A 20954-nucleotide genomic window follows, 5' to 3' on the forward strand; every position below is an offset into this window, starting at 1 on the left:
ATTGAAAAAGCCCTCATTTGTGAGGGCTTTTTTGTATTTAAAAGTTAGTGAAATCCTAACGGTTTTTTTATTCAATAGCAAAGATGACTTTTTCAGTCTGTTCTTTTAGCTCTTCCAGATTAGTATTATTATAAATGATACAGTCTGCCATTTTAATTTTATCCCTTTCAGGCATTTGCTTTTCCATAACAGCTTCTACTTCACGGTAGGTTTTGTTATCTCTGTCCATTACCCTTTTGATGCGGATATTATCCTCTGCTGTTACCAAAAGAGACTTATAACATTGTCTGTTAAGTCTTAATTCAAATAATAATGCAGTTTCTTTAAAAACGAGATATTTGGTCTGCTGCTTTACCCATTGTTCAAAATCAATACGTACAGCAGGATGAATAATCTCGTTTAAATGCTGAAGAAGATCTTTATTACTGAAAACCTTACTTGCAACGAACTTTCTGTCGTACAAGCCATTTTCATCATAAGATTCTTCGCCAAGAAGTTCTTTGATTTTTATTTTCAGCTCTTCATTATCATTGACAATATCTTTCGCCCGGTCATCAGAATAATAAACCGGAAAACCGAATTCTTCAATAAATTTAGCAACTGTAGTTTTTCCTGAACCAATTCCTCCGGTTAACCCAATAATCTTGGGTGCGGGTGGCTCGGCCTGTTGGCCCTCTGAATGTAATTCCTCCATAATTAAAAATTAATAACCAAAAACATCATTAAAACTGAACGTTTCGTCAAGTCTTACTCCTTTTTCAGTCATTTTTAGACTAGCTAGCTCATTGTGAGCATCATGTTCAAAGAATAATAAATACTCATTATCCACACACTGTTTAAGGAATTTTCCTTTTTCTTCCAGTGTTAAAAGAGGTCTTGTATCATATCCCATCACATAAACCTGATTGATGTGGCCGGCAGTAGGAATAAGGTCAGCTGCAAAAACAACTGTTTTCTCCTGATACTGAATGACTGGAAGCATTTGCTTTTCCGTATGTCCGTCTACAAAGATGACATCCATTTTCAGATCCGGTGCAAAACCATAATTTCCGGTAGTCGGAAGCGGCAAAAAGTTTAGCTGTCCGCTTTCCTGCATAGGCATAATGTTTTCTTTCAGGAAGCTTGCTTTTTCTCTTGCGTTAGGCTCTGTAGCCCATTGCCAGTGGTTTTCATTCGTCCAGAACTGAGCGTTTTTAAAAGCAGGTCTGTATCCTGTTTTGTCATCATTCCATTCAATAGCGCCACCACAGTGGTCAAAGTGAAGGTGAGTAAGGAATACATCTGTGATATCTTCCTTTACAAAACCATATTTTTTTAAATTTTTATCTAAAGTATCATCTCCCCAAAGCGAATAATGCCCGAAGAATTTATCATCTTGTTTATTGCCCAGACCACAGTCTACAAGGATCAGTTTTTTTCCATCCTCTATAAGCAGGGAACGGGTTCCCAGTTCAATTAAGTTTTTTTCGTCTGCCGGATTGGTTTTTTCCCACAAACTCTTTGGGACGACACCAAACATAGCACCGCCGTCCAGTTTAAATTTTCCACATTGTATTGGATATAACTTCATATATATTTTGATTTATTTCTTTATTAATTTCATCTTCTCAGCAATTTTTCGGGCATCTTCATCCAATTGTTCCAGATGTGAAATGATGTTGTTAAAATCATTCTCCTTCCGGTTCTGAGATAGTTTTTGCTTGATGAAAATTTCCGTTGGAATCACTTTAATTCCAAAAGCCCCTTTCATTTCCTTTTCCACAAACTCTCTTCCCATATCTTTTACCATCATAGGACATTGCTGAAAATTTTCATATTTTGAGGTTAATGTATCCAGATGGCTGTACAGCTCGTCCTGATTCATCAACTCCACTTTTCCATGGATCTGTACCGCTTCATAGTTCCATGTAGAAACATTGATGTGGTCATACCAGCTGCTGGAGATGTAGGTATGGGCTCCTAAAAAGTCACACAACACTTCATCACCATTCTTCAGGGTTTTAGCCTGTGGATTAGCTCTGGAAATATGAGTTTCAATATAAGGATTTTCCGGATCACTTTCATTCAGCATCATCATGGAATGTGTGGCACGGATTTTATCAATAGAAGAAATGAGTAATGCAAAGGAATTTTCCTTGATAATTTCTCTCATCACATCCATATCTTCACTTCTGTACAATTTAGGAACAAACATAAATTAACAACGCTTCTTTTAAAATCTTAAACTCAAAACTTTGAACCAAAAAACTGAACTTTACATTAAAAAAGCTCTCCCGGATTTTTCGGCCTTGAAATACTTAAATGCTGATAAGCTTTATCAGTAACCTCTCTACCTCTTGGAGTTCTGATAATAAACCCTTCCTGAATTAAAAACGGTTCATATACTTCCTCCAACGTTTCCGGATTTTCTCCGATAGATGTTGCCAAAGCAGAAATTCCTACAGGTTTTCCCTTAAAGTTTTCAATCATCACACGCATGATCTTATTATCCATTTCATCCAATCCAAACTCATCCACGTTAAGAGAATTTAAAGCGTATTTGGTAATATTGATCTCTATTTCACCATTCCCTTTAATTTCAGCAAAGTCACGGACTCTTCTCAGTAATGCATTGGCAATCCTTGGAGTTCCACGGCTTCTTCTGGCAATTTCAATCGCAGCATCTTCATAGATTGCTACGCCTAAAACTCTTGCACTTCTCTGAATAATTGTTGATAAAAGTTCAATAGAATAGTATTCCAGCCTGCTTTGGATACCAAATCTTGCAAGCATCGGTTTGGTAAGCATTCCGCTTCTGGTAGTTGCTCCTACTAGTGTAAAAGGATTCAGGCCGATTTGTACACTTCTAGCATTAGGACCTGTTTCCAGCATGATATCAATTTTGTAATCCTCCATTGCTGAATACAGATATTCTTCCACAATGGGAGATAGACGGTGAATCTCATCAATGAAAAGAACGTCATTTTCTTCCAGATTGGTAAGCAATCCGGCTAAACTTCCCGGTTTATCCAATACAGGACCGGAAGTAATCTTACAGTTTACTCCAAGTTCATTGGCAATAATATTAGCTAAAGTTGTTTTTCCCAAGCCTGGTGGGCCATGCAGAAGGACATGGTCTAGCGCACCGCCACGTCTCTTGGCAGCCGTTACAAAAACCTCAAGATTTTCCAGCGTCTTTCTTTGTCCCGCAAAATCTTTAAAGCTTTGGGGACGAATTTGTTCTTCCTGCATCAACTCCTCCCGAGAGTAGTTGTCCTTATCTGGATGTAAAAAATCTGGCATTAATTCATTTCATTTACCTCAAAGATAACAAATTTAGACTAAGATTGAAATGAAGATTGAGAAAAGGTGAATTTGAAACTGAGATTAAGATGAAGGCTGAGGTTTAGACTGAGACTAAGAGCGAAATTGAGATATTTTAAGTATTTTTGAGAGGAAAATTAAAAGTTGATTGATTTTATTTCGAACATGCAGTTTGTAGTATTTAAATTGCAGATAGAGATCATTCACTTTCTAACCTTTAACCTAAATAAATGAAATTAATAGGCCCATTTAAGCAGGTTGTAACGCTTGCCAATCTTCCATTAAGAGGAAAACTTACAGACGAACAATTAGAAATTATTGTTGATGGAGGAATACTAGTTGAAAATGATGCCATTCAGAGAATTGGTGATTTTGAGACTTTAAAAAATGAAAACCCAACAATAGAAATAGAAACCATTGAAGGAGAACAGGTGGTTCTTCCTGCTTTTGTAGATTCCCATACTCACATTTGCTTTGGTGGAAACCGTGCTAACGATTTTGCCATGCGTAATGCAGGGAAGACTTATCTGGAAATTGCAGAAAGCGGTGGTGGAATCTGGAGTTCTGTACAACATACAAGAAATGCTTCAGAAGAGGAATTGCTGAAAACATTGTTGGAAAGAATTAAGTTTCTTGTTGATCTTGGAATCACAACCATTGAAGTGAAGAGTGGTTATGGATTAGATGTAGAAAACGAACTGAAAATGCTTCGCATCATCAAAAAGGCTCAGGAATCCACAAAGGCAACTTTAGTTCCTACCTGTCTTTCGGCTCACTTAAAACCAAGAGACTTTGAAGGCACTAATCCGGAATATTTAAACTATATCCTTACCGAAATTCTTCCAAAAGTAAAAGAAGAGAACTTAGCTAAGCGTGTGGATATATTTATTGAGAAATCAGCCTTCCAGCCTGAAGAAAGCAAAGAGTTTTTACTTAAAACTAAAGATTTAGGTTTTGAAATAACCGTTCATGCAGACCAGTTTACACCGGGAAGTTCAAGAATTGCAGTGGAAGTAGGTGCCCAATCTGCAGACCACTTGGAGGCAACCATTGATGAAGATATAGATTTCCTTGCTCAATCTGATACTGTTGCTACAGCACTTCCGGGAGCCAGTTTAGGATTAGGTGAAAAATTTACACCGGCAAGAAAATTATTGGATGCAGGAGCTATTGTAGCCATCGCAAGTGACTGGAATCCGGGATCGGCACCTATGGGGAATTTAATTACCCAGGCTTCAATTTTAGCGACCTTCCAAAAGCTGACAACTGCTGAGGTACTAGCAGGGATGACTTACCGTGCTGCTTATGCACTTAATCTTGAAGACAGAGGAAAGCTTGAAGCAGGGAAGAAAGCTGATTTTGTAACTTTTAAAACTAATAATTTTCAGAACGTTCTTTACAATCAGGGAAGCCTGAAGGCTGAACAGGTTTATATTGATGGAAAACTGATTGATTAAAATATAAAAATTTAATCACAATGGAAGGAAAGTTAGATTATAAAGGTTTTTGGGATTGGTTTTTAACAAAGGAAAAGGATTTCTATACAATTGTTGAAACAGGCGGTCAGGAAGCTATTGAAAAAGATTTTTTTGATATCATTGCCCCTAAGCTTAGCCAGATTAATGAAGGATATTATTTTCTGACCGGGATGAGTGATGATTCCACTGTAGAATTGATTCTTACTGCAGATGGAGAGATCAGGAATGTTGCCTTCATCGAAGAGCTTATTGCAACAGCTCCTAAACTCGATCATTGGAAGTTTACGGCATTAAAACCCGCAATGGATATAAAGAATGTAAACGTCACAATGGGCGATTACCAATTTACAAAGGATAACATTTTTTTCTATTCCAATGAACAGAAAGAGTATCCCGATGAGATTGATCTTGTTTTTGTGTACGACGGAAATGCTGAAAATAAAGATGCAATAACCACAGGCATCTGTATCTTTTTAGATAATTTTTTAGGAGAATTAAATTTTGCTACGCAGATTGATACGTTTATTGTAGTTGGAAGAGACCAGGCCAAAAAAGAACTTGTTCCCATTGAAAAGCTGAAAGATTTCCTTTCATGGAGAGAAAGAGAATTTACAGAAAAATATAAAAGTGTAATAAGAGAAGAGGTCGAAGATAAGTTTTCTATTCTCAGAGCTTCTCTGAACAATGAAAAACCTCTTATTGCCTGCATGAATCTCCCTTTGCTGAACTATGAAGCAAAGGCTTCTTATCCATGGATCTCAGTGCTGAAGTTTCATTATAACGGAGAGAATAATGACGGGCTTCCTGAAAAAGAAGATTTTGAAAAATTAGGAGACATTGAAGATAAAGCCATAGAAGATTTAAAAGAAAAAGGATATTTGTACATAGGCAGGGAAACTGCAGATAATAGTAAAGAAAGTTATTTTGCAGGTAAAGACTTCAGAGAGATTTCTAAAGTTTTTAAAACCATAAAAGACAGTAATCCTGAATATAAAATCTCATTCAGTATCTTTAAAGATAAATACTGGCAGTATTTTAAATATTATAATAACGCTGTTTAAAAATAGAAAATGTGGATAAGAATAAACTTATCCACATTTTTATTAATATCCATCTGCTTAGAAAAAAATAATTAAATTGATTCCATCTTTGCTCCCTAAAATCATAGATCCGGAAACTAAAAACTTTGCATTTTAAAAGTTTGATATTTAATGTTTTCAATCATCCGTGTAACCCGTACAATCTGTAGGAATATTTACCGTTTTTTGAAGCAAAATATTTTTGATCAATGAACATGAATAGGAGAGAAGCAAAATCATAAAGTCTCCCATATTTTTCATATTCTCTATAAGTTTTCTTATATTGCGCTGCAATTAGCGTTGATTTTTAGATAAATAACGCATTTTTCTATAGTTCTTAAGTGCACCGGAGATTCCGGAAAACCTGGATATTTTCTTTTTTCTCAGTACTTTTTTTACAGCTATATCCCGTACCAGGAAGACTTGTCAATACTATAAACGAAAATATAAAAGATGAATTTTCAAAATGTTAGATCTACTTTTAACAAAGGGGTCACTATTCCGAGTTTGATATTTATTATAGGTACCTGTTTTCTCTCAGCAGTTTATCCAAAACCGACTGAAAACATCCTGAATGAAATTAAACAATTCATATTTATCAACTTAAATTGGGTGTATGTATGGTCTGTAACTTTATTTGTTATTTTCCTGGTCTATCTGATGTTCAGTAAATATGCCAATATAAAGCTTGGTGCGAATGATAGTAAACCAGAATATTCCTTCTTTTCCTGGATTTCCATGCTCTTTGCAGCGGGAATGGGGATTGGATTGATTTATTTCAGTGTTGCAGAACCTATGCAGCATTACTCTTCAGAAGTTTTTGCGGATAATCATTATGTAAGCCGGGCTAAGCAGGCGCAGCTCTATACTTTTTTCCACTGGGGAATTCATGCGTGGGCTATTTACGGAGTCGTAGGACTTTCTTTATCTTACTTTGCTTATCGTTACAGATTACCATTGTCATTGCGAAGCTGTTTTTATCCACTGTTAAAAAATAAAATTAATGGAAGATGGGGAAATGCTATTGATGTTTTTGCCCTATGCTGTACTTTCTTCGGAATTACAACAACATTAGGTTTTGGAGTGGTACAGATTAGTTCCGGACTGAATATTCTTCACATTACGCCTGAGAATAGTTTTACCTATCAGATTATTATTGTAGTTACTCTTGTTTCTCTTTCGGTGATATCTGCTATTTCCGGAGTAGGGAAGGGAGTGAAAATCTTAAGTAATATTAATGTTATCAGCGTAATTGGTCTTTTACTTTTTGTATTAATAATGGGACCAACAGTTTATCTGATCGGAAGTTTTACAGAAGGGCTGGGAAATTATATCAACAATTTTTTCAACCTTACTTTCAATACCCATGTCTATGAGAAAAATGCTTTGCCATGGTTTTATGACTGGACGATTCTGTATTGGGCATGGTGGATTTCATGGTCTCCTTATGTTGGATTGTTTATCGCAAGAATTTCAAAAGGAAGAACTATCAGAGAGTTTATCCTGGCTGTTTTAGTACTTCCTACATTATTCAACTTTATCTGGATGTCCGTATTTGGAAACAGCGCCATTTGGTTTGATCTAAATATTGCCAACGGACAGTTAAGCCAGTTTGCATCAGATCCGGATGCTTTAATGTTCCGTTTTCTGGAGTATCTGCCTTTATCAGAATTTACTGGATTCTTCGTTATTCTCATCATTCTTATCTTTTTTGTGACATCCGCAGATTCTGGAATATTTGTAATGAACAGTATTGCAACCAAAAACGCCAGCAAATCTCCCAAATGGCAAATTGTATTCTGGGGAGTATTATTGGCAGTTCTTTCCCTTCTATTATTAAATGTTGGAGGGTTGAAGGCACTTCAAAGTATGACTTTAATTACGGCATTACCGTTTTCCATCGTAGTGATTTTATTCATTGTAAGCTTGATGAAAGGTTTAGTGATTGATCAAAAATATTACGACAGAAACTTCTCAGTATCCACAGTACCATGGTCCGGTGAATTCTGGAAAGAACGTTTAAAGAATATCGTTTCTTTTAAAGATAATGCTTCTGTAGACCGTTTTATTAGGGTAAAAGCCAAAGAAGCCTTCACTGATTTACAGCAGGAATTTGCAGCTAACGGAATTGAAGCCAAAATCAATCATCATGAAAATCCTGTCAGAATTGAAATAGAAATCCATCAGGGGGTTGTTAATAACTTTATTTATGGAGTAGAAAATAAAATAAAAACAGTTTCTGAACATATCATAAATGAAGAAAACCTGCCGGATCTGGATGATAGCAAAACACACTATCCAAGATCCTATTTTGGAGATGGAAGAGAAGGGTATGATGTACAGTATTTTACCAAAAATGAATTGATTTCCGATGTACTGAAACATTATGAACGATTTTTGGAAATTATTTCAGAAGAACGAAATGAAATGTTTATCAGCAGCAATGCCAATGAAAATAAAGCCTAAAAAAGAAGCTATTTGTCTTACAGTGAATTCTTTGTATAATGTGTAAAAGGTGTTTTTTTATCTAAACAATATTAGCTAGCTTTACTGGATAGAATGATGTGACTAAAATTGAATTTTAAAGGATTATGTTTCAAAATATTTGGCAGGGTAGATTAGATGGAGAAGAGCTTCTTTTCCACAGACTATTTCAGAGAGTAAAAGAAGAACAGAATTACGACAATATTTTAACGAATGACTTCGTTTTGCATGGATTTGCCGTGGATGAAGGAGTCAGGAGGAATAAAGGCCGTCTGGGTGCTAAAGATGCTCCTAACGTGATCCGGAAAAATATGTCTAATTTTCCTGTGAGTCTTCCCAATTTCTCAATGTTGGATTTTGGAAATGTCACTTGTGAAGACGGTAATCTGGAGAATACTCAGAATAATCTTGCCAAGAATGTCTCAAAAGTTCTTTTAAAAGGTGGAAAGTCTCTTGTTTTAGGTGGCGGACATGAAGTGACCTATGCTCATTATTTAGGCATTAAAACAGCCTTTCCGGAGCAAAAAATAGGAATCATCAATATCGATGCCCACTTTGATAACAGGCAGCCGGAAAAAGGAGTAGGCCCAAGTTCAGGAACAGGATTCTGGCAAATCGCTCAGGAAGGTCCTATCAATTCCCTTCACATCGGGATTCAGAGAAATTCCAATACCTTAAAACTCTTTGATACAGCACACCAATATGGAATGAAGTATATTCTGTCTGACGAATTATTCTTCGAAAACCTTCCATCCGTCTATCAGCGTATTGATGACCTGTTGGAGAATGTAGATTTTGCCTATCTCACTATTTGTATGGATGTTTTTAATGCATCTATCGCTCCGGGGGTTTCAGCTTCAGCATATAATGGTATCTTTGCAGATGCAACCTTTATGCATTTTTACAGGCATATCTTAAAAAACAAAAAACTGGTTGCACTGGACGTGGCAGAAGTTAACCCGTCGTTCGATATTCAGGATAGAACGGCAAGGCTTGCAGCTTGTCTGGTGAATGAATGGCTAATGATTTAAGATAAAGCTATATTCTTCCGATAGAGAAAATCATTCTTTTATTGACCCTTAAGGAATAGAATTTGCTGACCTTATCGTGCTTTTAAAACAAAAGCGCTCATAAATTCATTAGCTGAATTTAAAACAGAAATTATATTATGGAACAATTAATTGAAAGCAAGCTTATTAAAGCAGACGAAGTGTTTTCAGTGTGGCGAAAAGTGCCGTTTGAAGAAAAGCAGAAGTTAATCGCAAAAGCAGCAGAAATATTAAAAAATAATTCAGAAAAATTTGGAAGGATCATTACTACTGAAATGAATAAGCCCATTTCGGAATCAATTGCTGAGGTGGAGAAATGTGCTTTAATGATGAATTATTATGCCGATGCTGAAAATATTTTAAAACCTGAAAAAATAGAATCTGAATTTGCTTATTCCGAAGTTCATTACGCTCCAAAAGGAGTAATTCTTGGAGTAATGCCTTGGAATTTTCCTTTCTGGCAAGTGTTGAGGTTTGCTGTTCCTGCAATCTTAGCAGGAAATACAGTAGTTTTAAAACATGCCTCAATTTGTTTCGGAAGTGGAAATGCCATTGAAGAAGTTCTTTTGGAAGCAGGTTTTCCGGTAGGTGTGTTCCAGAATCTTGAAGTAGGGCACAAAGCTGTAAAAGAAATCTTAGAACATGATGCTGTAAAAGGAGTAAGTCTTACAGGAAGTGGAAAAGCAGGGGGAGAAGTAGCTTCAATTGCTGGTTTAAATATCAAAAAATCTTTACTTGAATTAGGAGGTAGTGATGCATTCATCATTTTTGAAGATGGAGATCTTGAAGCAGCAGCAAAAGCCGGAGCAAAATCAAGACTTCAAAACTGTGGACAAACTTGTACTGCAGCTAAAAGATTTATCCTTGATGAAAAGATTGAAGACCAATTTTTACCGATTTTCATCGAAGAATATAAAAAATACGAAATCGGAGATCCTTTCAATAAAGAAACAAAATTAGCAGGAATGGCAAGACCAGACTTGGCTGATGAATTAGAAGCTCAATTCAACAGAGCATTGGAAAATGGTGCCGAAATCATTCTTCCTTTAGAAAGAATTTCAGAAAATCAATTCAAACCTGGGTTAATCAGAGTGAAGGAAGGAAATCCAATACTGCAAGAAGAGCTTTTTGGACCTCTTGGAATGGTAATGATTGCAAAAGATGCTGAACAAGCATTACAGATTGCTAATGATATTCCTTTCGGACTTTCAAATTCAGTTTGGACTCAAGATAAAGACCGTCAGTTATTCTTTATTGAGAATCTTGAATCAGGAACCGTTAATATCAACAGAATGACCAGTTCTGACCCTCGTTTCCCTTTTGGTGGCTCCAAGGCTTCCGGATACGGAACAGAGCTTTCTTTACACGCTTTAAAAGAGTTTGTGACAGCGAAGACTATTGTAGGTAACTAAGATATAGCTAAATCTGTAGAAAATGTCATTCCGAGGAATCGGGAAATCTCTTAGATTCTTCACTTCACTACGTTTCGTTCAGAAATCGAAGATTCAACATAGTCAATGACAAACTAGAAAACATATTGAGTCAGCCAGTATCTTTACATTATAAAAATAAAAACTCCCGAAAATTAATTTTCGGGAGTTTTTATATGCTTTAACAAAAAGTAATTTTGTTTATTGCTTATACTGTCGTTAATCTCAGCGTATTGGTCTTACCACCTTCATAAGATGGTGTTGCATTGATGTTGATAACGAAGTCACCTGTTTCAATATAACCATAGTTATGGGTTAACATATTTACCTGAATAATTGTCTCATCAGTAGACTTTTTCATATCGTAATAGTAAGCGTGAACACCCCAAAGAAGGTTCAGCATCGTAATTACTCTTTTGTTTCCACTGTATACAATAATCTGAGAGTTCGGCCTGTGAGCTGCAAGCTGGAAAGCCGTATACCCTGAATGAGTTAATGTAACAATCGCAGAAACATTTGTTGTTTTAGCAATTCTTACCGCTGCAAGACATACCCTGTTCGTAATGAATCTCTCATCGATGCAGTTATAGTCTTTTTCAATCGGTTCGTTCTTATGTTGGTAGAAGTGAGTGGTTTCAATGTTTTTCACAATTTTAGCCATGTTTTCTACCACCTGTACCGGATATCTACCTACAGAAGTTTCTCCTGAAAGCATTACCGCATCAGCACCATCTAATACAGAGTTTGCAACGTCATTTACTTCCGCTCTGGTTGGTGTTAAGCTGTTAATCATCGTTTCCATCATCTGAGTAGCGATAATTACTGGTTTAGAATAGAATCTTGCTTTCTCTACCAGGTTTTTCTGGATAGCAGGAACTTCTTCCATTGGAACTTCAACTCCTAAGTCACCACGGGCAACCATTAGTCCGTCACATTCCAATAAGATTTCTTCAATATTTTTAACCCCTTCCGGTTTTTCAATCTTCGCAATAATTGGAGTTTTGAATTTACCGTTTGGATGTTTTGCAATTAATTCTTTCAGGTCAATGATATCCTGTGCATGACGTACGAAAGAAAGAGCGATCCAGTCTACTTCCATGTCCATCATGAAATTAGCATCCTGAATATCTTTTTCCGTTAATGCAGGAAGAGATACCTGTGTATTAGGAAGGTTAACCCCTTTCTTAGAGCTTAGAGGCCCCCCTTGGATTGTTTTAGCCTTTACAGTATCTACTTCATTGGTTTCAGTAACCTCTAATACAAGTTTACCGTCATCAATAAGGATTCTTTCCCCAACTTTTACGTCCTGTGGAAACTGTTGGTAAGTCATGTATACCTTAGTAGAATCTCCCTCAATCTTTTCATTGGTGAAAGTAAGAATATCACCAGGATTCAGGTAAGAACCTTCTTTTACAACACCTACTCTTAATTTAGGTCCCTGAAGGTCACCTAAAATACCCACTGAATAACCGTACTCGCTGTTTAGTTCTCTAATTATTTCAATATTTTTTCGAACTAAGTCGTAATCTGCATGGGAAAAATTTATTCTGAAAATATCAACACCCGCCTTCATTAGATCTAACATTACCTCCTTCGACGATGAAGCAGGCCCTAGTGTTGCGATAATTTTTGTCTTCTTTAAATACTTATTCATAATACTGGATAATTTGATAAAGTTCCTCTTCAGAACTCAGTGTATAATCTTGAATCGGAAACACAAGATTTTCAGGGAGCAAAATTACGGAAAAATCAGGAAACTGTTCCGAACTATGTAGAATATATTCCACATCTGCCTGATTATTTAATAAAAATTTAATGTTTTCTTCTTCTGTAAAGAGCTCGGTTTGAACTTTTTTTTGTTTACTTTCAGAAGATTTATTGGAAATAAAGGTGAAACAGGTCTTGGAAAACTTGTGATAGGCCTCAAACCTTGGAAAAAGATAATCATAATAATCTCCGTGAAAGACCATGTCTTTTTTTCTTGAGAAACTGAGATTATTAAGTTGATTTATTTTATAGAAAAACTCATGAGCGGGTATATCTTTGGCTAATCTTACCAATCCTATGGCAATATCTTCAAATTCTATATCATCAAGATCATAAAGTTTTTGAATTTCCAAGTATATTTTCTTTTTTATTTAAAATATAAAAAGCCCTCTGTGCTGCCTTTTCTTCAGCCTTTTTCTTGGAGGTTTCTGTAGCATTGGCAATCTTTTCATCTCCAAACCATACATGACAACGGAACATGATTGCTTTATTAGTCTGTATTTCCTCGCAGGTTTCGTACTTTATATTTACCTTCTTCTTCTGGCTCCATTCGAGAAGGAGACCTTTGTAGCTGACAATTTTATTTTCAAGTTTGTTAATCTCGGAAGGAGTCAAAAGTTTCTCCAGAATGATTCTTTTACAAGCATCATAGTGGAAATCCAAATAGACGGCACCAATTAAGGCTTCAAATAAATTTCCAGAGATATTCTCACCTAGAGCCGAAGAATTATTCTGCTTTTGCAGAAGATCTGTAAGCTTAAGGTCTTCCCCTAATTTATTAAGATTTTTCCTATTAACAATCTTAGATTTCATTTGTGTCAGATATCCTTCATTAGCCTGAGGATAGGTCTGGAACAAATGACAAGAAATAATTGTACCCAAAACAGAATCTCCCAAAAATTCAAGCCTTTCGTAGTTGCTGTCTTGATTTTTAGAAGAATTTTTTAAAGAAAAAGCTTCTCGGTAAAGAGCAATATTTTGTACCTCTGCACCTAAAACTTTTCTAAGCTCGGTACTGAGAAAATAATCTCTTTCCGTTAATTGTCTTTTTCTTTTTTTGAGAAGGAATTTAGAAAAGTATTTCTGTAACTCCATTCATTGAATTTAGATTTTCTTAAATAGAACGCAAGCGTTATGCCCGCCAAATCCAAAAGTATTGCTCATGGCTACTTTTACATCTTTCTTCACAGCAGTGTTAAACGTAAAGTTTAGTCTACTGTCTATCTTTTCATCATCAGTAAAATGGTTAATGGTAGGAGGAACAATACCATGAATAATCGTTCCCAATGCAGCAATAGCTTCAATAACACCGGCAGCTCCTAAAAGGTGACCTGTCATTGATTTTGTAGAATTGATCTGAATGTCAAAAGCATGCTCGCCTAATAATTTCGAAATTGCATTAGATTCTGCGATGTCTCCTAATGGAGTAGAGGTACCATGCATGTTGATATGATCTACTTCATCAGCAGTTAAACCAGCGTCGTCCAAACAGTTTTTCATTACCAGATAAGCACCAAGGCCTTCAGGATGTGGAGCTGTCATATGATATGCATCTGCACTCATACCACCTCCTAATAATTCTGCATAAATTGTAGCACCACGCTTTACAGCGTGTTCGTATTCTTCAAGAACAATACATCCAGCACCTTCACCTAATACAAATCCATCTCTGTCTTTGTCGAAAGGTCTTGAAGCTGTTGTAGGATCATCATTTCTTGTAGAAAGTGCCATCATTGCATTAAATCCACCGACACCACTTGCTGTTACGGCTGCTTCAGAGCCTCCGCACACAATAACGTCTGCTTTTCCTAATTGGATAAGCATCTTGGAATCAATTAAAGCATTAGCTGAAGAAGCACATGCAGATACTGTTGTATAATTCGGTCCGTGGAAACCATATTCAATTGAGATTTGACCAGGGGTCATATCTGCAATCATTTTAGGAATAAAGAAAGGATTGAATCTAGGAATTTCCGTATTGGCCCATCCTAAAACTTCCGTTTCAAATGTTTCCAGACCTCCGATTCCGGAGCCCCAAATTACACCAACTCTGTTTTTATCTACATTATCTTCAATAATACCAGAATGTTCTACTGCTTCTCTAGCAGCAACAAGTCCCAATTGAGTATTTCGGTCCATCTTTTTAGCTTCTTTCTTATCGAAATGCTGTAGTGGATCGAAATTTTTCACCTCGCATGCGAACTTGGTTTTAAAGTTTGTGGCATCAAAAAGAGTAATCGGAGCGGCTCCGCTCTCACCTTTCACAAGATTTTCCCAGTATTCTTTTGCATTATTTCCGATTGGCGTTATTGCTCCAAAACCTGTTACAACTACTCTTTTTAATTCCATAAACTTTGTTTAATTTCTTTTTTGTTGAAGAATATTATTTATTTACTACTTCTTCGATGTAAGCGATAGCGTGCCCTACAGTAGTAATTTTTTCAGCTTGATCATCAGGGATTTGAATGTTGAATTCTTTTTCAAATTCCATGATTAACTCAACTGTATCTAGTGAATCTGCTCCTAAATCGTTAGTGAAGCTAGCTTCAGGAGTTACTTCTGTTTCTTCAACGTCAAGCTTATCAGCGATGATAGCTTTTACTCTTGATGCAATGTCTGACATAGTAAATTATTTTTTTTAATTGTTAGATGGTGCAAATATATAAAATTCTTGACGATAAAACATTTTTTTAGTCTTTTTTGTGGAGAGAAGGCTTTCATTTTAGCTCCAAAAAGTTTAGTGTTTTAGTTTTCAGCTATTTATATTTGATTGGATTATAGATGTTTAATTTTTATTTCTTGATGAACGCATCAGTTTTTGATTCAAAATATTTAAAATGAGCAGGTTTTTGCTTCTCTGAACGCGGAGATTGAGCAAAAATCTACAGTTTTTTTGCCTATATTTGTGTGTTATGAAACTAACACATTAGCTTTTTTGAATAAACAAATCATCCTTTTTTAAAGAATAGCGTATAGCCGTTCTCTTTATTCGTATTGTTATATTTAAAAGCTAAAAAATGAAAAATTTCTTTGAAAGTCCTTTTAAAGGCAAAATCATAAGAGACCATATTCAAAATCCTAATATTATCGCCGGTAAATATTCCTATTATTCAGGATATTATCATGGACATTCTTTTGACGATTGCGCTCGTTATCTGTTTCCTGACAGAAATGATGTTGATAAGTTAATTATTGGTTCCTATTGTTCCATTGGAAGTGGTGTCAGCTTTATTATGTGTGGAAATCAGGGACATCGTTATGACTGGATTTCAAGTTTTCCCTTCTATTATATGTCAGAAGTTGAATGTTTCCAAAATAGTAAAGATGCTTTTGAACCGGCTGGCGATACCATCATTGGAAATGATGTCTGGATTGGTACCGAGGCAATGATTATGGCAGGGATTAAAATTGGCGACGGAGCAGTGATCGGAAGTCGTGCATTGGTTACAAAGGATGTGGAGCCTTATTCTATTGTAGGTGGGAACCCTGCAAAAACTATCCGAAAAAGATTTAGTGAGCAACATATCGCATTGTTGCTAGAAATGAAATGGTGGGAATGGGATGAGAGTGTTCTTACAGACGCAATGCCTATACTATGCTCTGCCGATATTGATTTATTATACGAATTCTATAAAAAGATAAAGTAATCTTAAAGGCCCTTAAATAGGGTCTTTTTATTTTATAATAATTTATTTTCCTTTGATTATGTTTTTTTCTTGAGCTTTTTAACAAAGTTGAATTGAGCTTCTTAGCAAAGCTATGAGTCATCTATTGTCGGAAATTTGTCTTATAAAATTAAAGTAAATAAATATGAAAAGTATAGACAAAGCCTACATTAATGGCGAATTTACAAGATTGAATGGTACTGAGATTTTTGATCTTATTAATCCCTCGAATCATCAAAAAATTGGTGAAGTGGTTTTGGGAAATGAAATAGATACTCAAAAAGCGATTGCTGCAGCACAAGAGGCTTTTAAAACATTTTCAAAGACAACGATTGAAGAACGTATTTTTATTCTTGAAAATCTAAAGAAATCCGTAGAGGATAGAGAGGCAGATCTTATTGAAACAATGATCCTTGAATATGGCGGAACAAGACAGTTTTGTACTATGAGTTTTCAAAATATGGTAAGTGGTTTTGATAGTATGATAGAAATTCTGCGTGATTTTGAATTTACCCGAAAGGCAGGAAATACTCAAGTACAAATGACACCTATAGGAGTAGTAGGAATAATTACCCCGTGGAATTCCAGTAACAGTTTCATCTGTAGTAAGTTTGCGACTGCTGTTGCTGCCGGATGTACAGTAGTAGTGAAACCTAGCGAAATGAGTGCAATGCAAACACAGGTTATTATGGAGTGTTTTCATAGTGTAGGGCTTCCAAAGGGAATTTTTAATATAGTGAATGGTTTGGGGAATATTGTAGGAAGCGAAATAGTGAATAACCCAGGTGTTTCCAAAATATCATTTACTGGTTCCACACAAACAGGGAAAATGATTGCAAAAGGAGCAGTGGATTCCATGAAAAGAGTGACACTGGAGCTTGGAGGGAAATCTCCGAATATTATTCTGGATGATGCTGATTTAAAACAAGTCATCCCTCAGGCAGTATTGGGTGCTTATATGAATAGCGGTCAGGCTTGTATTGCTCCAACACGTTTATTAGTTCCTTATTCAAGGCTTGAGGAAGTTAATAGTATTGCAAAAGAAGCCGCTCAGCAAGTGAAAGTAGGGAATCCGGAGGATGAGAATACGAATGTAGGGCCAATGGTTTCGGAAAAACAATATGAACGTGTACAGAGTTACATTAAGATTGGAGTGGAAGAAGGTGCTGAGTTGTTAGCAGGTGGTATAGGAAAGCCTGAAGGTTTGGAAAACGGTAATTTTGTCAAGGCTACTATTTTTACCAACGTAAAGAATGATATGAGAATAGCACAAGACGAAATTTTTGGCCCTGTACTTTCAATTATTCCATACGAGAATGAAGAAGAAGCTATTGTTATTGCAAATGATACCAAATATGGATTAGCTGCCTATGTTTCGTCTTCTGATGAACAGCGTGCATTGAATGTTGCCTCACAGATAGATGCGGGTAGAGTTTGTGTTAATGGCTTTAAACATGATCCATTAGCTCCTTTTGGAGGGTTTAAACAGTCTGGTATAGGTCGGGAATTTGGAGTTTATGGTTTGGAAGAATACCTGGAGCCGAAATCAATTTTATTGTAAAACTCATTAAAAGCAGTATCTTTAAAAGTCAGGTCAAAATTCTTTTGGCTTGACTTTATTTTAATATATTATCATGTCTGAAAATCTGGATTATATCAATTATTCCTGTTACTTTACGGTTTTTCGTGAAGGAGAACAGTTTGTTTCTTATAATGCTTTATCTATGGTAATTTCAGGAGAAATGGAACTTAATGACGGGATGGATAGAAAAGTATTCCGAAGTGGGGATGTTTATCTTGTGAGAAAAAATCAGCTTTTAAAATTTTTGAAAAAACCAGGTGAAGAAGCAGGTTTTAAATCGTTGTCTATAAGATTTGATGATAATTTACTCAAGCAAATGAGTGCTGAAGAGAATTTTATACTTCAGGAAAAGGTAAAGTCACCAGCATTTATCAATTTATCAGAAGTTTCACATTTGAAATATTTTATGGAATCTCTATTGCGATATCAGGATCTTTTAGAAAATAAATCTCCGGAATTGGCTTTGGTGAAACAAAAAGAAGCTTTATTGCTTATGTTTGGACATGATATAGCCCTAAAAGATATCTTGTATGACGGATTGGATCCATTTAAGATTAACCTTGAAGAATTTATGTTGAAGAATTATCATTTTAATGTAAAGCTTGATCGTTTTGCTTACCTCACGGGAAGAAGTTTAGCAACATTTAAAAGAGATTTTGAGAAAATTTTTGGAATTGCCCCTGGAAAATGGCTGCTTCAAAAAAGATTGCAGGAAGCCCGGTATTTGTTAGAAAAAGGAAAGAGAGCTTCTGATATTTATCTTGATCTGGGATTTGAAGACTTATCTCATTTTTCTTTTACATTTAAAAAACAGTTTGGATTATCACCAAGTATGATATCTTAATATCAGTAAATGATACTTTAAAATAAGCAGATGCTGATATAGACTGAAATATATTATATTGAAAATAAAAAAACACTGAAAATTTCAGTGTTTTTTGTGGAGTTGGAGGGATTCGAACCCTCGTCCAAACAAGCAATACATAAGCTTTCTACATGCTTATTCTACCATTAGTTTTCGACGGAAAGCAGAGGATAGACACCCAACTTCCAGCTTATCTTCTAAAGTTTTCGAGTTTCAGCCGAAGCATCTGAAACCTTATTTCCGCATTCCTATATCCCAGAATCAAACGCCGCAGAACAGAGCATTTGTGGAATATCTTGCTTCCTTACTATCTTCAGGAAAACGCTTGATCTACTATACTTCGATATTAAGCTGCAAGAGCGAACTCTTCGTTGCCAGTTAAAATTTTGTAGCAAGGGATTATAGAGATCGCGCCACGGTTCTCTGCATGCTTACTTACCCATTGGTCTTGCTGTCGAAACCAGTCAACCCCATGAATAAAGTGAATGCAAAGATAGAGCTTTTTTGTTTATATTTCATTACTACGGATGATTTTAATGAAAAGAAGATGTGAAATGAATAGGTGGAAGAGATTAAAGTTTGAATATTTTAGTTATTGTGGATAAAAATATTATCATGTTATAATGACCATTAATACTTGGTTTTTTTAAGGAAATGAGATTGATTGATGATTGTTTGTGAGAATATATTTTGTGTTTTGAAAAAAAATGTCTAGTTTTGCAATCCAAAATGAGATGTAAAATATGTTAATAATTCCAGTAAAAGATGGTGAATCCATCGACAGAGCTTTAAAAAAATACAAGAGAAAATTTGATAAAACAGGAACTGTTCGTCAATTAAGATCTAGACAAGCTTTTATCAAGCCTTCTGTAACTTTGAGACAATCTAAGTTGAAAGCTGCTTACAAACAAAGAGCACTTAGCAAGGAAGAGCAGGCTTAAGATTTTTTCTTAACCATATATTAATTCACTTCTTAAATTCTTATATTTGAGGAGTGAATTTTTATTTTTATACCTATGATGCTGGAAAAGTTTTTAGAATACCTACAATACGAAAAAAGATATTCTCCCCATACGATTACAAGCTACAAAAAAGACCTTGAAGACTTTTCCCATTTCTTTCTCCGAACAGAATCTTCCGAAGATATTTCTAAAGCCGATAAAAAGATCATCCGAAACTTTATCGTTGATTTGAGCGAGAACAATATCTCCAAAAGAAGTATCAATAGAAAACTTTCATCACTCAGAAGCTTTTATCTTTTCCTCTTAAAGATAGGCGAAATAAAGGTTTCTCCTACTGAGGGAATCTCTTCCTTGAAATTTTACGCAGAAAAGCAAATTCCTATGTCTGAAGAAGAAATGGCCGATCTTAATGATCGGATCTTCGAGCAACAGCATGATATCCTGGAAAAATGCATTATGGAAGTGCTTTATCAGACCGGCATGAGAAAAGCTGAACTTTGTGGCCTGATATTTGAGAATGTTGATATAATAGGAAATGAGTTGAAAGTAGTAGGAAAAGGAAATAAAGAAAGGGTAGTCCCTATTTCCGAAGACTTGTCTGGGCTTCTTACATGTTATTTGGAAATAAGAAATCCACAGGCAGAATATCAATCCTATTTTTTTGTCAATAAGAAGGGGAAAAAACTCAATGAAAAATTTGTTTATGTGGTAGTTAATAAGTACCTTAGTCTTATAACAACAAAAGAAAAAAAAAGTCCTCATATCCTTCGTCATAGCTTTGCTACTCACGTGTTGGACAATGGGGCGGAGATCTCCAAAGTAAAAAAAATATTAGGGCATTCCAGTCTTGCCAGTACTCAAGTCTATACGAATGCTAATATTGAACAATTGAAAAAAGTGTTTAATCAAGCTCATCCTCGAGCATCTAAAAAAGAAGAATTATGAAGATTTCAGTTCAATCAATTGGTTTAACTCCACACGAACCACTAGAATCACACATCGAGAAAAAAGTAGGTAAACTAGATACATTCTATGATAAAATTCAAGAGTGTAAAGTATTTCTAAAAGTAGAAAATAACGCTGATAAAGCTAATAAGACAGCTGAGATTATTTTGGCGGTTCCGGGTGATGATATCGTAGTAAAGAAGACTTCTGTAAGTTTTGAAGAAAGTTTGGACCTTTGTGTTGATACAGCTAAAAAGCTATTAATCAAGAAAAAAGAAATGGCATAGAAAAAAAAGTTAAAAAAAGTTTATAAAATATTTGAGAATTCAAAAAAACCGTTCTATA

20 protein-coding genes and 1 other RNA gene are annotated in these 20954 nt (G+C 35.5%); 11 read left to right on the forward strand and 10 right to left on the reverse strand.

The window, feature by feature from the left end; genetic code table 11:
- Positions 1-67 precede the first annotated feature (67 nt).
- From coaE to ruvB, 4 genes are all read right to left on the reverse strand, one after another.
- On the reverse strand, positions 68-694 hold the full coding sequence (coaE, locus tag BLS98_RS18115; protein WP_089738101.1) for a dephospho-CoA kinase: 627 nt from the start codon (positions 692-694) through the stop codon (positions 68-70).
- A gap of 9 nt (positions 695-703) precedes the next feature.
- Positions 704-1570, reverse strand: a complete 867-nt coding sequence (locus BLS98_RS18120; RefSeq protein ID WP_089738103.1) for an MBL fold metallo-hydrolase — start codon at positions 1568-1570, stop codon at positions 704-706.
- Between the two features lie 12 nt (positions 1571-1582).
- Positions 1583-2194, reverse strand: coding sequence for an FMN-binding negative transcriptional regulator (locus BLS98_RS18125; protein ID WP_089738104.1), 612 nt, complete (start codon positions 2192-2194; stop codon positions 1583-1585).
- A 65-nt stretch (positions 2195-2259) separates the two neighbouring features.
- Positions 2260-3282, reverse strand: coding sequence for a Holliday junction branch migration DNA helicase RuvB (gene ruvB, locus BLS98_RS18130; RefSeq protein WP_089738105.1), 1023 nt, complete (start codon positions 3280-3282; stop codon positions 2260-2262).
- Positions 3283-3533: 251 nt separating this feature from the next.
- Here ruvB and hutI point away from each other — a divergent pair, with 251 nt between their 5' ends.
- The 5 genes from hutI (at position 3534) to BLS98_RS18155 (ending at position 10805) form a co-directional block, all read left to right on the forward strand.
- On the forward strand, positions 3534-4760 hold the full coding sequence (hutI, locus tag BLS98_RS18135; RefSeq protein ID WP_089738107.1) for an imidazolonepropionase: 1227 nt from the start codon (positions 3534-3536) through the stop codon (positions 4758-4760).
- A 20-nt stretch (positions 4761-4780) separates the two neighbouring features.
- The gene (locus tag BLS98_RS18140) at positions 4781-5842 is read left to right on the forward strand and encodes a DUF695 domain-containing protein (RefSeq protein WP_089738109.1); all 1062 of its coding nucleotides are present in this window, start codon (positions 4781-4783) and stop codon (positions 5840-5842) included.
- A 471-nt stretch (positions 5843-6313) separates the two neighbouring features.
- Positions 6314-8326 carry a BCCT family transporter gene (locus tag BLS98_RS18145; protein ID WP_089738111.1) on the forward strand — a complete coding sequence of 671 codons (2013 nt, stop codon included), beginning with the start codon at positions 6314-6316 and terminating at the stop codon, positions 8324-8326.
- A 125-nt stretch (positions 8327-8451) separates the two neighbouring features.
- Positions 8452-9375 carry a formimidoylglutamase gene (gene hutG / locus BLS98_RS18150; protein ID WP_089738113.1) on the forward strand — a complete coding sequence of 308 codons (924 nt, stop codon included), beginning with the start codon at positions 8452-8454 and terminating at the stop codon, positions 9373-9375.
- Positions 9376-9512: 137 nt separating this feature from the next.
- On the forward strand, positions 9513-10805 hold the full coding sequence (locus BLS98_RS18155; RefSeq protein WP_089738115.1) for an aldehyde dehydrogenase family protein: 1293 nt from the start codon (positions 9513-9515) through the stop codon (positions 10803-10805).
- A gap of 226 nt (positions 10806-11031) precedes the next feature.
- Here the strand turns inward: BLS98_RS18155 and pyk are convergent, their stop codons facing one another.
- Genes pyk through BLS98_RS18180 form a run of 5 tightly spaced genes read right to left on the reverse strand, consistent with a single transcriptional unit; the run spans position 11032 to position 15213 of the window.
- Positions 11032-12477, reverse strand: coding sequence for a pyruvate kinase (gene pyk, locus BLS98_RS18160; protein WP_089738117.1), 1446 nt, complete (start codon positions 12475-12477; stop codon positions 11032-11034).
- Positions 12470-12943: an IPExxxVDY family protein gene (locus tag BLS98_RS18165; protein ID WP_089738120.1), complete on the reverse strand. Its 474-nt coding sequence runs from the start codon at positions 12941-12943 to the stop codon at positions 12470-12472. The genes pyk and BLS98_RS18165 overlap by 8 nt, the downstream gene beginning before the upstream one ends.
- On the reverse strand, positions 12921-13685 hold the full coding sequence (gene rnc / locus BLS98_RS18170) for a ribonuclease III (protein WP_089738123.1): 765 nt from the start codon (positions 13683-13685) through the stop codon (positions 12921-12923). Before rnc ends, BLS98_RS18165 begins: the two co-directional genes overlap by 23 nt.
- 9 nt (positions 13686-13694) lie before the next feature.
- Positions 13695-14939, reverse strand: a complete 1245-nt coding sequence (fabF, locus tag BLS98_RS18175; protein WP_089738125.1) for a beta-ketoacyl-ACP synthase II — start codon at positions 14937-14939, stop codon at positions 13695-13697.
- Between the two features lie 34 nt (positions 14940-14973).
- Entirely contained in the window at positions 14974-15213 is a 240-nt protein-coding gene (locus BLS98_RS18180) for an acyl carrier protein (protein ID WP_002976354.1), read from the reverse strand.
- A 394-nt stretch (positions 15214-15607) separates the two neighbouring features.
- Here BLS98_RS18180 and catB point away from each other — a divergent pair, with 394 nt between their 5' ends.
- From catB to BLS98_RS18195, 3 genes are all read left to right on the forward strand, one after another.
- A complete protein-coding gene (gene catB, locus BLS98_RS18185; RefSeq protein ID WP_089738128.1) occupies positions 15608-16237 on the forward strand; it encodes a type B chloramphenicol O-acetyltransferase in 630 nt (209 codons plus the stop codon).
- 163 nt (positions 16238-16400) lie between these two features.
- The gene (locus tag BLS98_RS18190; RefSeq protein ID WP_089738129.1) at positions 16401-17816 is read left to right on the forward strand and encodes an aldehyde dehydrogenase family protein; all 1416 of its coding nucleotides are present in this window, start codon (positions 16401-16403) and stop codon (positions 17814-17816) included.
- 73 nt (positions 17817-17889) lie between these two features.
- Complete coding sequence (locus BLS98_RS18195) at positions 17890-18681, forward strand: helix-turn-helix domain-containing protein (protein WP_089738130.1); 792 nt, start codon at positions 17890-17892, stop codon at positions 18679-18681.
- 94 nt (positions 18682-18775) lie between these two features.
- Here BLS98_RS18195 and ssrA read toward each other — a convergent pair.
- Positions 18776-19174: a transfer-messenger RNA gene (ssrA, locus tag BLS98_RS18200) on the reverse strand.
- Between the two features lie 271 nt (positions 19175-19445).
- Between ssrA and rpsU the strand changes: the two genes are divergently transcribed.
- The 3 genes from rpsU (at position 19446) to BLS98_RS18215 (ending at position 20896) form a co-directional block, all read left to right on the forward strand.
- Complete coding sequence (gene rpsU, locus BLS98_RS18205; RefSeq protein ID WP_045501128.1) at positions 19446-19643, forward strand: 30S ribosomal protein S21; 198 nt, start codon at positions 19446-19448, stop codon at positions 19641-19643.
- A 78-nt stretch (positions 19644-19721) separates the two neighbouring features.
- Positions 19722-20609 (forward strand): tyrosine-type recombinase/integrase, encoded by an 888-nt coding sequence (locus tag BLS98_RS18210; RefSeq protein WP_089738131.1) that lies wholly within the window; start codon positions 19722-19724, stop codon positions 20607-20609.
- Positions 20606-20896 carry an HPF/RaiA family ribosome-associated protein gene (locus BLS98_RS18215; RefSeq protein ID WP_089738136.1) on the forward strand — a complete coding sequence of 97 codons (291 nt, stop codon included), beginning with the start codon at positions 20606-20608 and terminating at the stop codon, positions 20894-20896. The genes BLS98_RS18210 and BLS98_RS18215 overlap by 4 nt, the downstream gene beginning before the upstream one ends.
- Positions 20897-20954 lie beyond the last annotated feature (58 nt).

The organism is Chryseobacterium jejuense (assembly GCF_900100075.1).
Taxonomy (GTDB): domain Bacteria; phylum Bacteroidota; class Bacteroidia; order Flavobacteriales; family Weeksellaceae; genus Chryseobacterium; species Chryseobacterium jejuense.

Coding starts and splice junctions, on each gene's coding strand:
- coaE (WP_089738101.1), bottom strand. CDS start 694: ATGGAGGAATTACATTCAGAGGGCCAACAGGCCGAGCCACCCGCACCC.
- hutI (WP_089738107.1), top strand. CDS start 3,534: ATGAAATTAATAGGCCCATTTAAGCAGGTTGTAACGCTTGCCAATCTT.
- BLS98_RS18145 (WP_089738111.1), top strand. CDS start 6,314: ATGAATTTTCAAAATGTTAGATCTACTTTTAACAAAGGGGTCACTATT.
- BLS98_RS18140 (WP_089738109.1), top strand. CDS start 4,781: ATGGAAGGAAAGTTAGATTATAAAGGTTTTTGGGATTGGTTTTTAACA.
- catB (WP_089738128.1), top strand. CDS start 15,608: ATGAAAAATTTCTTTGAAAGTCCTTTTAAAGGCAAAATCATAAGAGAC.
- fabF (WP_089738125.1), bottom strand. CDS start 14,939: ATGGAATTAAAAAGAGTAGTTGTAACAGGTTTTGGAGCAATAACGCCA.
- pyk (WP_089738117.1), bottom strand. CDS start 12,477: ATGAATAAGTATTTAAAGAAGACAAAAATTATCGCAACACTAGGGCCT.
- hutG (WP_089738113.1), top strand. CDS start 8,452: ATGTTTCAAAATATTTGGCAGGGTAGATTAGATGGAGAAGAGCTTCTT.
- BLS98_RS18210 (WP_089738131.1), top strand. CDS start 19,722: ATGCTGGAAAAGTTTTTAGAATACCTACAATACGAAAAAAGATATTCT.
- BLS98_RS18180 (WP_002976354.1), bottom strand. CDS start 15,213: ATGTCAGACATTGCATCAAGAGTAAAAGCTATCATCGCTGATAAGCTT.
- rnc (WP_089738123.1), bottom strand. CDS start 13,685: ATGGAGTTACAGAAATACTTTTCTAAATTCCTTCTCAAAAAAAGAAAA.
- BLS98_RS18120 (WP_089738103.1), bottom strand. CDS start 1,570: ATGAAGTTATATCCAATACAATGTGGAAAATTTAAACTGGACGGCGGT.
- BLS98_RS18125 (WP_089738104.1), bottom strand. CDS start 2,194: ATGTTTGTTCCTAAATTGTACAGAAGTGAAGATATGGATGTGATGAGA.
- BLS98_RS18190 (WP_089738129.1), top strand. CDS start 16,401: ATGAAAAGTATAGACAAAGCCTACATTAATGGCGAATTTACAAGATTG.
- rpsU (WP_045501128.1), top strand. CDS start 19,446: ATGTTAATAATTCCAGTAAAAGATGGTGAATCCATCGACAGAGCTTTA.
- BLS98_RS18155 (WP_089738115.1), top strand. CDS start 9,513: ATGGAACAATTAATTGAAAGCAAGCTTATTAAAGCAGACGAAGTGTTT.
- BLS98_RS18215 (WP_089738136.1), top strand. CDS start 20,606: ATGAAGATTTCAGTTCAATCAATTGGTTTAACTCCACACGAACCACTA.
- ruvB (WP_089738105.1), bottom strand. CDS start 3,282: ATGCCAGATTTTTTACATCCAGATAAGGACAACTACTCTCGGGAGGAG.
- BLS98_RS18195 (WP_089738130.1), top strand. CDS start 17,890: ATGTCTGAAAATCTGGATTATATCAATTATTCCTGTTACTTTACGGTT.